The sequence below is a fragment of the Streptomyces sp. NBC_01775 genome (genome assembly GCF_035917675.1).
Classification (GTDB): domain Bacteria; phylum Actinomycetota; class Actinomycetes; order Streptomycetales; family Streptomycetaceae; genus Streptomyces.
In genome coordinates this window covers 8,976,977-8,990,879 of the sequence record NZ_CP109104.1, presented here as the reverse complement: position 1 = coordinate 8,990,879, position 13,903 = coordinate 8,976,977, and the positions used below count along the sequence as shown (strand labels likewise).

11 protein-coding genes and 1 pseudogene are annotated in these 13,903 nt (G+C 71.2%); 6 read left to right on the top strand and 6 right to left on the bottom strand.

Annotated features, from left to right (window positions below):
* The first annotated feature begins 26 nt into the window (after positions 1-26).
* Positions 27-920 (top strand): MurR/RpiR family transcriptional regulator, encoded by an 894-nt coding sequence (locus tag OHB04_RS39875; protein ID WP_326692497.1) that lies wholly within the window; start codon positions 27-29, stop codon positions 918-920.
* Between the two features lie 199 nt (positions 921-1,119).
* Here the strand turns inward: OHB04_RS39875 and OHB04_RS39870 are convergent, their stop codons facing one another.
* Positions 1,120-1,392 carry a hypothetical protein gene (locus OHB04_RS39870; protein ID WP_326809620.1) on the bottom strand — a complete coding sequence of 91 codons (273 nt, stop codon included), beginning with the start codon at positions 1,390-1,392 and terminating at the stop codon, positions 1,120-1,122.
* A gap of 9 nt (positions 1,393-1,401) precedes the next feature.
* Between OHB04_RS39870 and OHB04_RS42075 the strand changes: the two are divergent.
* Positions 1,402-1,542: pseudogene (locus OHB04_RS42075) on the top strand (helix-turn-helix domain-containing protein); the annotation flags it as partial.
* A gap of 104 nt (positions 1,543-1,646) precedes the next feature.
* On the opposite strand, the gene OHB04_RS39860 reads toward OHB04_RS42075, so the two are convergent.
* Together OHB04_RS39860 and OHB04_RS39855 are read right to left on the bottom strand one after the other, a co-directional pair.
* Positions 1,647-2,972, bottom strand: a complete 1,326-nt coding sequence (locus OHB04_RS39860) for an MFS transporter (protein WP_326692496.1) — start codon at positions 2,970-2,972, stop codon at positions 1,647-1,649.
* Between the two features lie 155 nt (positions 2,973-3,127).
* The gene (locus tag OHB04_RS39855) at positions 3,128-4,414 is read right to left on the bottom strand and encodes a PucR family transcriptional regulator (protein WP_326809345.1); all 1,287 of its coding nucleotides are present in this window, start codon (positions 4,412-4,414) and stop codon (positions 3,128-3,130) included.
* A 125-nt stretch (positions 4,415-4,539) separates the two neighbouring features.
* On the opposite strand from OHB04_RS39855, the gene OHB04_RS39850 reads away from it, so the two are divergent.
* The gene (locus OHB04_RS39850; RefSeq protein WP_326692494.1) at positions 4,540-5,337 is read left to right on the top strand and encodes an SDR family NAD(P)-dependent oxidoreductase; all 798 of its coding nucleotides are present in this window, start codon (positions 4,540-4,542) and stop codon (positions 5,335-5,337) included.
* 26 nt (positions 5,338-5,363) lie between these two features.
* On the opposite strand, the gene OHB04_RS39845 is transcribed toward OHB04_RS39850, so the two are convergent.
* The 3 genes from OHB04_RS39845 to OHB04_RS39835 form a co-directional block, all read right to left on the bottom strand.
* Positions 5,364-5,996, bottom strand: a complete 633-nt coding sequence (locus tag OHB04_RS39845) for an ATP-binding protein (protein ID WP_442815064.1) — start codon at positions 5,994-5,996, stop codon at positions 5,364-5,366.
* 346 nt (positions 5,997-6,342) lie between these two features.
* Complete coding sequence (locus tag OHB04_RS39840) at positions 6,343-8,793, bottom strand: SpoIIE family protein phosphatase (protein WP_326692493.1); 2,451 nt, start codon at positions 8,791-8,793, stop codon at positions 6,343-6,345.
* Positions 8,794-8,947: 154 nt separating this feature from the next.
* Positions 8,948-9,940, bottom strand: a complete 993-nt coding sequence (locus tag OHB04_RS39835; protein WP_326692491.1) for a D-2-hydroxyacid dehydrogenase — start codon at positions 9,938-9,940, stop codon at positions 8,948-8,950.
* A gap of 404 nt (positions 9,941-10,344) precedes the next feature.
* Here OHB04_RS39835 and OHB04_RS39830 point away from each other — a divergent pair, with 404 nt between their 5' ends.
* Genes OHB04_RS39830 through OHB04_RS39820 form a run of 3 tightly spaced genes read left to right on the top strand, consistent with a single transcriptional unit; the run spans position 10,345 to position 13,841 of the window.
* On the top strand, positions 10,345-11,709 hold the full coding sequence (locus OHB04_RS39830; protein ID WP_326692490.1) for an MFS transporter: 1,365 nt from the start codon (positions 10,345-10,347) through the stop codon (positions 11,707-11,709).
* 38 nt (positions 11,710-11,747) lie between these two features.
* On the top strand, positions 11,748-12,413 hold the full coding sequence (locus OHB04_RS39825) for an HAD-IA family hydrolase (RefSeq protein ID WP_326692489.1): 666 nt from the start codon (positions 11,748-11,750) through the stop codon (positions 12,411-12,413).
* Between the two features lie 36 nt (positions 12,414-12,449).
* Positions 12,450-13,841 carry an NAD(P)/FAD-dependent oxidoreductase gene (locus OHB04_RS39820; RefSeq protein WP_326692488.1) on the top strand — a complete coding sequence of 464 codons (1,392 nt, stop codon included), beginning with the start codon at positions 12,450-12,452 and terminating at the stop codon, positions 13,839-13,841.
* The last annotated feature ends 62 nt before the right edge of the window (positions 13,842-13,903 follow it).

The following is a 13,903-nucleotide window of genomic DNA, read 5'->3' as shown; positions in this document are numbered from 1 at the left end:
TTCATCCATGGAGGGACAATGGCGCCGTGAACACTTCATCCGGCGAGACCCTGGGGCACCGCATCCGCAACCGCTCCGCGACGCTCTCCAACGGCGAACGGGCGGTGGCCGATTACCTGCAACGACACCCCGAGGAAACGGCGATCTCCTCGGCCGCGAAGCTCGGCGAGGTCACCGGGACCAGCGACGCCACAGTGATCCGCACCGCCCGCAAGCTCGGCTTCGACGGGCTCAACGACCTCAAGCGCAGCCTGGTCGAGCACCTGGCCCGCCGCCGCAATCCCGCGCAGGTCCTCGACGACCGGGTGCAGCGGCTGTCCCCGGTGGAGCACGGCGTGCTGCACCCTGTGATCGACGCGGGGCTCGCACTGCTCGGCGAGGTGCCCGCCCTCATCGAGAGCGCCGAGTGGTCCCGCGCGGTGGCGGCGATCAACGAGGCCGAGCACGTCTGGGTGTACGGCATCGGCCCCGGCGCCTCCGTCGCCGGGCACTTCGCGCTGAGCCTCAGACGCGCGGGCAAGGCGGCCGATGCCTGGACGGCGACCGGGTTCGGCCTCGCCGACGACCTCCTGCGGCTGCGACCCGCCCACGCGGTGGTAGCCGTCGCCCCGCTGCGGGTGTTCCGCGAGATCGGCACCCTTCTCGATCACGCCCATCGTGTCGGCGCGAGCAGCGTTCTGCTGACCGAGGCCACCGACGAAGGAAGGGGAACCCGGGCGGACGTCTTGCTGCCGTTGCCCGACTCGACCGACGGGGCGGCGAACGAACTCATCGCACCGCTGACGATCCTGCACGCCCTCGTGCTGGAGCTGGTCGCGGCGCGGCGTTCGTCCGCCGTCGACCATTACCAGCAACTCAACGCCCTGCGTACCGAGATCGCGGGCACCGAGCTCGACATCAGCCGGCTGCCGGAGCTTTGAGCAACGCATTCCGACGTCCGGCCGGTTGTCTCACCTACCTCCCCGTGCTGCTCTTCCGGCGTGCGGGCGTGCGGGCGTGCGGGATCGCGCGGCCAGTTGCCCGTCCGGCGGTGTCGGTTGTGGGCAGCGAATGACGCGGCGTCCCCGGGCTGCCGGAAAAGTGGGCACGGAGCGTGCCCGGGGAACCGACCGAGGAAGGTCAGATGTTCCAGAAGCCCTGCCGGGCAGCGGCGTCGGCGTAATCCGAGAAGTCCCGGGGAGCCCGGCCGAGGGCCCGCTGTACGCCGTCGCCGAGCGAGGCCAGGCCGCCGGAGCGGACGTACGCGTACAGGCCGGCCGACAGTCGCACCCAATCCTCGGGCACGCCCTGCGCGCGCTGCTCGTCCACGTACGCCTCGGGGGTGAGCGACACATAACGGATGTCCCGGCCGGTGGCCCGCGCGATCTCCTCCACCGCGTCCCCGAAGGTCATCAGCCGAGGCGCGAGCCCGGCGCGACGCTCGCCACGGTGGCCGGCCGCGTCGGCTTCGCCAACGCCTTCGCCCTCAGCGCCGCGTTCAAGAGGGAACACGGCATCAGCCCGAGCGAGTACCGAAGGCGCGAGACACGGGCGGCAACGTGACATCGCCACGGCTGTGGGTCGGCGCGGCGGAGTTCTCCGTACACGGGCGGGATGACGCCGGTGACGAAGGAGGCGCTGACCTCCCACAGCTCAGGCTCGTACGGTCACCCGTCAGCGTGTGGTCGGGCGGGGTCGTCTCCCAGGTCGTTGGTGTGGGTCTCCTTCAGGAACCACACGCACAGCGCGGAGGCCAGGGCGACCAGCACGATGTAGCCGGACACGGGGACCGACGAACCGGTGGAGGCGACGAGTTGGGTGGCGAGGAGGGGGGTGACGCCACCGCCGACGATGCCGCTCGCGTTGTAGGCCACGGACGCGCCGGTGTACCGGTAGCGGGTGGCGAACATCTCGGGGAGGAAGGCGCCCATCGGGCCGTAGAGCGCGGCGAAGGCGAGCATCCCGACGGCCATCGCGAGCCCGATGAGCAGTGGTTCGCCCGTGTTGATCAAGGCGAACATCGGGTACGCCCACAGCGCGGCCAATACCCCAGCGCTCAGGCAGACGGTGCGGCGGCCGATCCGGTCGGACAGGACGGCCAGCAGCGGGGTGGCCAGGCCGAGGACGAGCGCCGCCGCCATCGCGCACACCAGCAGCATGTCCTTGTCGAGGTCCAGCACCGTGGTGCCGTACGAGAGCGCGAAGGTCGTGATGGTGTAGAAGAGCGTGTGCGCGAGGATGAACGCGCACGTCGCCAGGGCCAGGGTGGCGCCCTGGCGGCGGACCACATCGACGATGGGCGCCTTGGCCCGCTCATGCTGTTCCATCGCCTTCTGGAAGACCGGGGTCTCGGCGATCCGCATCCGGATGTAGAAGCCGACGACCACCAGTGCCGCGCTGGCGAGGAAGGGGATCCGCCATCCCCACGACTCGAAGGCCGCGTCGTCCATCGTCCGGCCCAGCAGCAGGAACGAGCCGCCCGCGACGATGAAGCCGATGGCGGGGCCCATCTGCGGGAAGCTCGACCACAGTCCTCGCTTGCCCCGGGGCGCGTACTCGGTGGCCAGCAGCACCGCGCCGCCCCACTCGCCGCCCAGCCCCACACCTTGCAGGAAGCGGCACAGCACCAGCAATGCCGGTGCCGCGATGCCGACTTCCCGGTACGTGGGCAGCAGTCCGATGGCGACCGTTCCCGCCCCCATGACGAGCAGGGAGGTGACCAGCATGGTCTTGCGGCCGGTCCGGTCCCCGAAGTGCCCGAAGATCACCGCGCCGATCGGGCGGGCGACGAAGCCGACACCGAAGGTGGCGAACGCGGCCAGGGTGCCCGCGAGCGCGGAGAAGGTGGGGAAGAACAGCTTGCCGAGAACGAGCGCGGCGGCGGTCCCGTAGATGTAGAAGTCGTAGAACTCGATGGCCGTTCCGATGAAGCTGGCGACCGCGATCCGTGACGTGGACACCGTACGGACGGCAGGTGGGGCGGTGGTGGACATGGCGGCGGCTCCCAGGTGACCTTGGACTGCGCTCGGAGTATGGGACGCGGTCGCGGAGCATGCCACCGTTGCGTGTCGGGAATCGGCCCGGCGCTTTCCTCGCTTTGTCGAAAGACCGTCGGGTGCCGGACAAGTGCCGTGCCGGAACTCGCGGGTCACGCGTGGTCGGCCGTGCGCATCAGCGCGTGGAGGCGGAGCCCCAGGTGGAGAGCGAGCCGGTTGTCGCCGTCGGCCAGGTCGAGCCCGGTGAGTTCCGCGATCCGCTGTAGCCGGTAGTAGAGCGAGGTGCGATGGAGGTGGAGGGCGTGCGCGGTGCGCGGAGCCGAACCTCCGTGGTCGAGGTAGGCGCCCAGGGTTTCGGTGAGGCGGCCCGACGGGTCCTGCGCGAGGAGGGTGCGCAGTGGTCCGGGCAGAAGTGCGGGAGTCAGGCGGTCCGGCGGGAGCAGTGACAGGGGTGCCAGCGCGCCCAGTTCCTCCCAGTGGACGATTCCGTCACCACCGGGCCGCAGACCGGCTGCCCGTGCGGCACCGATGGCCTGCTCGCAGGACATCCACGCCGCTTCGGCGCCGCCTTCGACGGCCTCGCCGATCCCCGCGACGCACTCCGCCGTCCCGGCCAGCACCGACCGTGCCTGACCGAGGAGGGCCGACGCCCGGGCGCGTAGCTGCTCTTGGGGCATGGGACGGTCGGTGAAGGCCAGCAGCATGCCCTGCGGGCCGGCGAGGCAGAACTCGGCCCGCGACGACCTGTCGGCCGCCACCCGCTCCAGCCCCGTGCGCAGAGCCACCTCCACCGCGCCCGTGCGGTCGGCCGGCGGATCACCGACGACCCGCGCGACGGTGACGGTGGCGTAGCGGGACGACGGCAGCCGCCCACCGCGTGCGAGCGCGTCCCGCCCGGTCTCGCGCGCGGTGGCCGACGGGTTCAGCAGCTGCCGCAGCGCCCCCTCCCGGGCCATGCGTTCGCTGTCGTCGGCGGCGAAGTCCCGGTACATCAGGGGCGCGAGGGTGCGTGTGGCCGCGGTGACGGCGTCGATGCTGGGGCACGGGAGGGAGCCGTCGGGGTCGATGACGATGAGCAGGCCCAGCAGTTGGTGCCGCCACCGGATCGGTGCGCACAGCCGGGCCCGCATGCCGAGGTCGGCGCGCGGCGGGATGACACCGGGTTCGGTCCAGCGATCGACGCCCTGGGCGAGGATGTGGCCGGCCGCCGCGCTGCCCGCGTCACGCTGGAGCACGGCGCGCACCCGCACCTCGTCCTCGTCACCGAAGTGCCGGCTCGCGCAGAGGATGTGAACGCGTGGATCGTTGACCGCGACGGAACGGCCTATGCGCTCCGCCAAGTCGTCCACGACGTCCTGGAGTCGGCCTCCGAGCATCGGGTATCGCCTCCCACCGGACGGACGGCCCTGCCCGTCGCAGCCGCCGATACGGAAGATCATTACGCATCTCCTCGACCAGGTGAAGGGTTATGACCTGGCATTTTCTACAGACCGAGGAGTTGGTGCGGGCAGGTTTGCGACGGCCGTCGGTGGCCTGGGAACGTCTCGGCGCCCAGGATCGGGCCATGCGCAGGGGACGACGACTGGCCGGCCGTACCGCACTGGTCTTCGGGGCCGGATCGAGCGGGGACGGAGTGAGCAACGGCAAGGCTGCCGCGCTCGCGTTCGCCCGGGAGGGCGCGCGCGTCGCGGCGGTCGACATCGACGCGGACCAGGCGCGCCGCACGGCCGAGGCGATCACGGCCGAGGGCGGTGAGGCGCTGCCCCTGACGGCCGACGTGACGGTCGAGGAGCAGGTGTCCGCCGTCGTCGTCGCGGCCGAGCGCGCCTTCGGCACGCCAACGGTGCTGCACAACAACGTCGGCGTGGCCCGCTTGGGCGACGTCACCGCGCTCGACCTCGCCGCATGGCGCTCCGCCCTCGCGGTCAACGTGGACGGTGTCTTCCTGACCTGCAAGCACGTGCTGCCGCGCATGGTGGCGGCGGGCGGTGGAGCGATCGTCAACGTGTCGTCGATCGCCGCGATACGCGACACCGGTTACCCGTATCCCAGCTACAGCGCGTCGAAGGCGGCGGTCAACCAGCTCACGGTCGCCCTGGCGCTGCGTCACGCCGCCCAGGGCATCCGCGTCAACGCCGTCCTTCCGGGGCTGATCGACACCCCGCTGGTGGCCCAGCAGATCGTGGCCGGTGCCGACGACCCGCAAGACGCGCTCGCGGCCCGCCACGCGGCGAGCCCGACCGGACGCATGGGCAGTCCCTGGGATGTGGCGGCGGCTGCCGTCTTCCTCGCCTCCGAGGAGGCGGCGTACGTCAACGGCGTGTGCCTGCCCGTGGACGGCGGCCTCACTGCACGCTGCTGAACTCCGTACCGTCGCCCACCGGCCGCCTACGCCGGCGACGGTGCCGCCCCACGCCGGGGACAGCCGTTCACCGGTCGGCCGGGCGTCACCAGGCCGGATCGTCCCACTGGTCCAGGAGGGCCTCGTCGGTGACATCGGCACAGGGGGAGATCGTCGGGCGTGAGCGACTGTTCGGTCCAGACGACCTTGCGGCCGTCCGGATAGCGCGTTCCCCACCGTTCGGCGAAACGGGAGACGAGGTAGAGTCCACGGCCGCCTTCGTCCGTCGTCGCGGCACGGCGCAGGTGCGGGGCGGTGCTGCTGCCGTCCGCCACCTCGCAGATCAGGCTGCGGGTGAGCAGCAGCCGGACGTGGACGTAGTCGGTGCCGTAGCGGATCGCGTTGGTGACCAACTCGCTGACGATCAGTTCGGTGGCGAAACCCAGCTCGGTCAGGCCCCATACGGCGAGCCGGTCGGCCACCTCGGTCCGGATCCGGGCGACCGCGGCCGGGTCGAGATCCACCGCCCACTCGGCCATGTACTCCGCGTCCAGGCGACGGGTACGGGCGACGACCAGTGCGACATCGTCACTCGGATCCGGCGGTAGTACGGCATCGAGCACACCCTGGCAGGTCTCCTCCGCAGTCCGGCCCGGCCGCCCGGCCAGCGTCGCGCGCAACCGCTCCAGGCCGGTGTCGATGTCCCGGTGCCGGTCGGTGATCAGGCCGTTGGTGAACAGTCAAGAGGGCGGCGGACTCGCCGCAGCGCCGGGCCTGCCCGCTGGTGCCCGCGTTTGCGCATTCGGCCTCCGTCGCCCGCCGGAGTCCGCCGCTGCACCCGTCGACAGGCGAGATCCAGCATCGTTCCGCCAGACGTTGATGAAAGCTGGATAGCTGATCACAGAAAATCTAACCATATAGCACCTTTGTTGCTTGTATTGGTCATCCACGGTGTGCGCCTCTCGCCCCCGAGGCCGAACACGCCATGACGCTCGGACAGACACGCGCTGCCGGGGCGGCCTGCCGTCAGGGTGAGTCAGGGGATGTCTCAGCGGGCAGCGGCTGTTCGGCCCAGATGATCTTGCCGGTGGGAGTCTGGCGGCTGCCCCAGCGCTCGGCGACCTGGGCGACGAGCAGCAGCCCGCGCCCGCCCTCGTCGAGAACGCGGGCTCGACGCAGGTGCGGTGCGGTGCTGCTGCCGTCGGACACCTCGCAGATGAGCGTCGAGTCGCGGATCAGCCGCAGCTCAAGGGGGGCTTCGGCGTACCGGATGGCGTTGGTGACCAGCTCGCTGACGATCAGTTCGGTGGTGAACGCCGCCTCCGCCAGCCCCCAGGAGGCCATCTGTTCCCCCGCCGCCTTGCGGGCCTCGGCCACGGACTCAGGGCGCTGCGCGAGCTGCCAGGTGCGTACGTTTCCGGCGTCGAGCGCGGCCGTCCGGGCGAGCATCAAAACGATGTCGTCGGCGGGACGGCCGGGCAGCACGGTGCGCAGCACCTGGTCGCAGGTTTCCTCCAGGCCGTCGGCCGGGTTGCTCAGCGCCTGGCGCAGCAGGGCGAGCCCGGCCTCCATGTCGCGGTTCGTGGCCTCGACCAGGCCGTCGGTGTACAGGGCGAGCAGGCTGTCTTCTTCCAGCTCCACTTCGGCGGCTTCGAACGGCACGCCGCCGAGGCCGAGCGGGGGCCCGGCCGGCAGGTCCAGGAACCGTACGCTCCCGTCGGGGGTGACCAGGGCGGGCGGCGGATGCCCGGCGCGCGCCATGGAGCAGCGGCGGGACACCGGGTCGTACACGACGTACACGCAGGTGGCCCCGACCTCTCCCGACGCCTCCTCCGCCTGCTTGCGCACCTCCGGGCCCTCCTCCCGGTCGAGCCTGATGACGAGGTCGTCCAGTTGGGTGAGCAGCTCGTCAGGGGCGAGGTCGATGTCCGCGAGGGTCCGTACGGCGGTCCGCAGGCGGGCCATCGTGGCCGACGCGTGAACGCCGTGGCCCACCACGTCACCCACGACCAGCGCGACCCGGGCGCCGGACAGCGGAATCACGTCGAACCAGTCCCCGCCGATGTCCGCACCGGAGCCGGCCGGCAGGTAGCGGTAGGCGACCTCCATCCCCGCCAGGCCCGGCGGGCGCTCGGGAAGGAGGCTGCGCTGGAGCGCCAGGGCCGTCCGGCGTTCACGGGTGTATCGGCGGGCGTTGTCGACACTCACCGCCGCTCTGGCGACGATCTCCTCCGCGAGTACCAGGTCGTCCTTGCTGAAGGACTCCGTCGTCCGGTGCCGCAGGAAGTGCACCAGGCCCAGGGTCACCCCCCGGGCCCGCAGCGGCACCATCATCACCGAGTGGATCATGTATTTGGCCACGGACTCGGCGCGGGCCGGGGAGGACTCGAGCCACTCCCGCAGCCTGGGATCTCCCGGCATGTGCCGGGTGCCCCGGCCGGTGATCAGCGTCCGTGCCGGCGGTGTACCCACTGGGTAGAAAGTCGTGCCGCCCGAGGCGACCACCGACTCCGGGCAGCCCTCCAGCACCGACCGCTGCGCCGTTCGGCGCACGGTGACCGGCTCGTCCCGCGGTACCGGTTCCGGCTCGTCGCCCAGTGCGACGGACTCCAGCAGGTCCACGGTGACGAAGTCCGCGAGCCCGGTCACGGCCACCTCGGCCAGTTCTTCGGCCGTCCGGGTGACGTCCAAGGTGCTGCCGATGCGGAGGCTGGCGTCGTTGAGCACCGCCAGGCGGCGGCGGGCCCAGTACTGCTCCGTGGTGTCGAACACGACCACGGACAGCCCTTGAACGGTGCCGGCCTCATCCTTCAGCGGGGCGATGAACATCGACCAGGCGTGCGGCCGGGGCTCACCCGGGGCCTGGCCGTGGTCCTCGTGGAAGACCATCTCACCGGTGCGCAGGACCTGCCGCTGGAGGCGGTCGTAGGTGTCGAACGGCGGGCTCGGCTCGATCTCCCACAGGGTCAGGCCCCGCATGTCCTCCTCGGGCCTGCCCATCACCCGGGTCATGACCTCGTTGGCGGCCACCAGCCGGGCCTCGCGGTCGTAGACCGCCACCGGCATGGGGAGCTGCGTGAGCGTGAGGTCCCACAGGGCCGCCACCCCCGGGTCGACCCGCCTGGTCACGTTCGCCGGCGCGGCACCGCTGACGAGCCAGAGCGGCTTGCGGCCTGCGTCCACCAGCGGCGTTCCCTGTAGCCGCACCACGACACAGCCTCCGTTCCGGTGCCGGAGCGCCACCTCACCGGCCCACCGGCGCCCGTCGGCCAGGCGGCGCAGCGCGGGCTCGGGCAGGTCGGCAGCGAGCAGGTCGACGGCGGCCCGGCCCACGATCTCGGCGGGTTCGTATCCGAGCAGCTGCCGAGCTCCGGCGCTCCACGCCGTGATCGTCCCACCGGCGTCGACGACGACAGCCAAGTCCTCCGGTACGCGTCCCTCCCCCGCGTCTCCGGATGCGACGTCCCTGCTGTTCATGGGCTTCCTATCGTCATTCCTGCCGACCAGAGCCAGACGATCACGGGGACCCTGGCGGACGTCCGGGGACCCTCTCCATGATCCCGCCGCACCGCTCCCCGCTCAACCGCGTGGCCATGGGACGGGGCCCGCTCCGGAGGGTCGCCCTGCCGCGTCAAAGGTCCGCTGCCGGGCCCGCGGAGCCGTCCGTGACGTAGCCGAGCCGCTTGTCGACCACGTTGTGCAGGGGGCGGCCGGCGGCCCAGCGGGTGAGGTTGTCCAGAAACAGTTCAGCCAAGTCCGTGCGCCAGTCGGTCGCTTCGCCCGCGGTGTGGGGGGAGACGATGACGCCGGGCAGGTCCCACAGCGGTGAGCCGGCGGGGAGCGGCTCCTGGGTGAAGACGTCCAGCGCCGCGCCCGCCAGTCTGCCCTCGGCCAGTGCGTCGATGAGCGCCCGTTCGTCGACCAGCGGCCCACGGCCGACGTTGATCAGGCGGGCACCCGGTCTCATGGCCGCCAGCACGGAGGCGTCGACCATGCCTCGCGTGGCCGGGGTCAGCGGGGCCGCCAGGACGACGTAGTCCGCCTCGCCCAGCGCGGCGCGCAGGCTCCCAGGGCCGTGCACCGTCCCGAAGTCGGGATCACCGGTGCGCCCGGCGCGGCCCGCGCCGCTGACCCGCATACCGGCCACGCGCAGCAGGCGGGCCGCTGCGCGGCCGATGGCTCCGGTACCCCAGACGAGGACCGAGCGACCGCCGATGCGCTCGGCGGCGCGCGGGCGCCACTCGCGCCGCCGCTGGTGTTCCCACGTGCCGGGGAAATCCTTGGCCATGCACAGGATCAGTCCGAGTACGTATTCGGCGATGGGCTCGTCGTAGACACCGCGTGAGTTGGTGAGCACCACCGGTGAGCCGGTCAGCGCGGGGAAGAGGTAGGGGTCCACACCGGCGGCGGCCACGTGTACCCAGCGCGGGGCCTTCGCGGGGTCGGTGGGCCATGAGGCGGCCACTGCCGGGGAAAGGGGCCACCAGGCGAGCAGGATGTCCGCGCCACCGAGGAACAGCGGCAGCTCCTCCTCGGTGGCGTACACGGTGTCCGCGAGGCTTTCGAACCGGTCCCGGTTCGGTGGCAGGTGGTCCTTGTACAGCACGATCAACCGGTCAGCCATGCGCCTTCCTCCGGCAGAGAGGGCGGGACACCCCCAGCCTCGCCACCGCGTCTTCCCGGTGGCAATGAGCGAACTGTTCGCCTTCGGGCCGTGATGTGGACGGTTTGTTCCGGGCTGTGCCCGGGGCGGCGGCGGGAGCCCGGGGAAGACGCGGGAAGTCGCCGGAATACCCCGGAAGACAGAGTGTCCACCAGCCGACGTGGGGCGGAACACAGTGGACGTTGACTGTGGCCGGGGGCTGAACGAAGGTGATGCCCATCCGAAAACGGGTCACCGGTGGCCTTGGAGCTGACCCCGGCTCCCCTCCCCGTCTACGACGCCGTGCACACCCGTGAACGCGACACACCGCAGTACCGGCCCGGCGCCTCCTCCCTTCCCCCGGGAGCTTCCCCAGGAGTCCGACCATGCCTCTGCCCGAAATATCGAGTGACGCGAGCAGATCGTCGGCAACGAGCCTCGACGACTCCCCCGTCACCTCCTTCCACCGCAAGTTGGTCGCCGTCGCCATGGGCGGTCCGTTCTGCGACGGCTACCTGCTCGGCGTCATGGGCGTCGCGCTCAGCCTGATCACCCCGGCCCTGGCGCTCGACACGCTCTGGAGCGGGCTCATCGCCGCTTCCGTGCTCGTCGGCGTCTTCCTCGGCGGCGCGATCTTCGGTCCGATCACCGACCGCGTGGGCCGCCACGTGATGTACGTGCTCAACCTCGCGGCTTTCGCGGTCCTCTCCGCCGCGCAGTTCTTCGTCACCGAAGCGTGGCAGTTGCTGGTGCTCAGGCTGCTGATCGGCATCGCGATCGGTGCCGACTACCCGATCGCGTCGGCCCTGACGACCGAGCTGGTGCCGCGCCGGATGCGCGGCCCGGCTCTGTCCGGCCTGGTGGTCGCCTGGTGGGTCGGCTACGGCGTCAGCTACTGGGCCGGCTGGGCGCTGCTCAACGCCGGCGCGGACTCGTGGCGCTGGATGCTCGCCTCCGGGGCCGTCCCGGCCGTGATCTTCTTCTTCATGCGGACCGGGATTCCCGAATCGCCCCGGTGGCTGGCCTCGCGCGGGCGTGTGGAAGAGGCCCGGGAAGTCGTGCGCCGCCACCTCGGCCGGGACGTCAGCGCGGAGGAGCTGCTGTCCGAGGGCGGGGACCGGCGCGGCGGCTCGGGGCTGGGCAACCTGCTGGAGATCTTCCGTCGCGGCTACGCCGTACCCGTGGTGTTCTGTTCGCTGTTCTGGATCTGCCAGGTCGCGCCGGCCTTCGCCGTCCGGTCCTTCCAGCCGCAGATACTCGAATCCTTCGGCGTCGGCGGAACGATCGGCGCCAGCGCGCTGATCACCACGATCGCGGTCATCGGGACGGCGGTCGGGCTGCTCGTGGTCAACTCGATGGGCCGGCGCCCACTGCTCATCAGCAGTTTCCTGTGCGTCACCGTCTCACTCGTCGCCCTGATCGTGCTGCCGTCGCACCTCGCGTTCCTGATCGTCGCCCTCTTCGCCGCCTTCCAGTTCTTCGAAGCCGCCGGGAGCGGACTGCAATTCGTGTATCCCAGCGAGCTGTTCCCCACCGACCTGCGCGCCACCGGCGTCGGCATCGCCACCGCGATGAGCCGGGTCGGGTCGGCCTCCAGCACGTTCCTGCTGCCGATGGCCACCGGCGATTTCGGGGTGCGCGGAACGCTCGCCGTCGGCGCGGTGATCACCTTCATCGGCTTGCTGGTCTCGGTCTTCATGGCCCCCGAGACGAAGAACCTCGCCCTCGTAGAAGCCAGCAACCGCACCTGAGCCACTCTCTTCCCCCCGCTTCGTGAAAGGAACTCCTCATGCGCAAGGTCGTCTCCTTCGACTGCTACCGCACGCTCATCAACTTCGACACCAAGAGCGCCACCCACGAGATCGTCAAGGACCGGCTGGCCGAGGCCGGTGTCGATCCGGAGCGGTTCCACTACGACGCGTACGTCATGCGGTTCCAGGGCGTCGTGGACGGATACCGGCCCTACCGTGAGGTCGTCCGCCGCACGCTGAAGTCCGTCATGCTGCTGCACGGACTGGAGTACCGGGACGAGGACGGCGACGCGCTGATCGAGGCCATCAAGGGGTTCCAGCCCTTCCGGGAAGTCCCCGAAGCGCTGCGCCGCCTCAAGGGCGAGTACGACATCGCGATCCTCTCCAACAGCGAGGACGACCTGATCTCCTACGCCGTCGAGGCTCTGGGCGTGGAGTTCGACTACGTCCTCACCGCCGAGCAGGCAGGCGCGTACAAGCCGCTGCCGGAGGCGTTCGAGTACCTGATGAAGGCCACCGGGCGCGGCCCCGAGGGCATCATCCACGCGGCCCAGGGCTGGGAGTACGACATCATGCCGACCAAGCGGTACCCGGGGATGCGCCGGATCTGGGTGAACCGGTACGGCGTCCAGGGCTCGGACGCCTTCCAGCCGTACGAGGAGATCACGAACCTCTCGGAACTGCCCGGCCTGCTCGGGGTCTGACCTTCTTCGGCCCCGCGCACACAGCGAGAGGAACGCATGACCGCAAGAGCTGACCTCCCGGCGCCGGTCAACGGGCGCATCGCCCACTGGTTCGCCGAGGTTCCCGAACCCCGCCCCTCACTGCCCGGCGACCGGGACGCGGACGTGTGCGTCGTCGGCGCCGGACTGACCGGGCTGTGGACCGCGTACTACCTGAAAAAGGCCGATCCCGCGCTGCGGATCACCGTGCTGGAGGCCGAGTTCGCCGGGTTCGGTGCTTCCGGCCGCAACGGGGGCTGGGCCTCCGGGCTCGTCCCCGGGGCGCGCGACCGGATGGCCGCGCTCCGCGGCCGTCCCGCGGTGCTCGACTGGCAGAAGGCGATGAACGAGGCGGTGGACGAGGTGATCGCGGTCGCCGCCCGCGAGGGTATCGACGCCGACATCGTCAAGAGCGGCACCTTGCGGGTCGCACGCACTCCGGCTCAGGCGACACGGCTGCGCCACAAGGTCGAGCAGGACCACGAGTGGGGAGTCCCCGACTCCGTGCTGCTCGGCCCGGACGAGGCAGCCGAGCGCATTCGCGTCGACGGGATGACAGCAGCCGCCTACACCCCGCACTGCGCCCGGCTGCAACCGGCCGCCCTGGTCCGGGGCCTCGCCGAGACCGTCGAACGACTGGGTGTCACGATCTACGAGAAGTCCCCGGTCAGCGTCATCGAGCCGGGACGGGCGCGCACCGCGCACGGCACCGTCAGCGCGCCCGTCGTCCTGCGCGCCACCGAAGGGTTCACCGCCTCCCTCAGAGGTCTGCGGCGCGCCTGGCTGCCGATGAACAGCTCCATGATCGTCACCGAACCGCTGACCGCGCGGACATGGCGGGAGATCGGCTGGGAAGGCCGGGAAACGCTCGGCGACACCGCCCACGGCCATATGTATGCCCAGCGCACGGCCGAGGACAGGATCGCGATCGGCGGGCGCGGTGTCCCGTATCGCTTCGGGTCCCGCACCGATGACGCCGGGCAGGTCAGCGAGCACACGGTCACCCAGCTCATGCGGACGCTGGAGGTGATGCTGCCCCAGACGGCGGGGGTCCGCGTCGAGCACACCTGGTGCGGGGTGCTCGCCGTGCCTCGCGACTGGTCCGCCACGGTCGGTCTGGACCGGGCCAGCGGGCTCGGCTGGGCGGGCGGCTACGTCGGCCACGGTGTGACGTCCACCAACCTCGCCGCGCGCACCCTCACCGACCTGGTGCTGCGGCGGGATACCCGGCTCACGCGACTACCATGGACCGGGCACGAACCGGGCCGCTGGGAGCCGGAGCCGTTCCGCTGGCTCGGGGTGCGCGGCCTGTATCTCGCGTACCGCCTCGCCGACCGGCACGAGGCGCGCGGACGCGCCCGCACCTCGCCCATCGCGACCGTCGCCGACCTCATCGCCCGGCGTCCTTGAGGACGCGTGCCGCCGGCGCCCGGAGATCCGGGCGGCCTGAGAACCGGACAGCCCCGATCTCT

Coding starts and splice junctions, on each gene's coding strand:
- OHB04_RS39825 (WP_326692489.1), top strand. CDS start 11,748: ATGCGCAAGGTCGTCTCCTTCGACTGCTACCGCACGCTCATCAACTTC.
- OHB04_RS39860 (WP_326692496.1), bottom strand. CDS start 2,972: ATGTCCACCACCGCCCCACCTGCCGTCCGTACGGTGTCCACGTCACGG.
- OHB04_RS39840 (WP_326692493.1), bottom strand. CDS start 8,793: ATGAACAGCAGGGACGTCGCATCCGGAGACGCGGGGGAGGGACGCGTA.
- OHB04_RS39820 (WP_326692488.1), top strand. CDS start 12,450: ATGACCGCAAGAGCTGACCTCCCGGCGCCGGTCAACGGGCGCATCGCC.
- OHB04_RS39855 (WP_326809345.1), bottom strand. CDS start 4,414: ATGATCTTCCGTATCGGCGGCTGCGACGGGCAGGGCCGTCCGTCCGGT.
- OHB04_RS39870 (WP_326809620.1), bottom strand. CDS start 1,392: ATGACCTTCGGGGACGCGGTGGAGGAGATCGCGCGGGCCACCGGCCGG.
- OHB04_RS39830 (WP_326692490.1), top strand. CDS start 10,345: ATGCCTCTGCCCGAAATATCGAGTGACGCGAGCAGATCGTCGGCAACG.
- OHB04_RS39850 (WP_326692494.1), top strand. CDS start 4,540: ATGCGCAGGGGACGACGACTGGCCGGCCGTACCGCACTGGTCTTCGGG.
- OHB04_RS39835 (WP_326692491.1), bottom strand. CDS start 9,940: ATGGCTGACCGGTTGATCGTGCTGTACAAGGACCACCTGCCACCGAAC.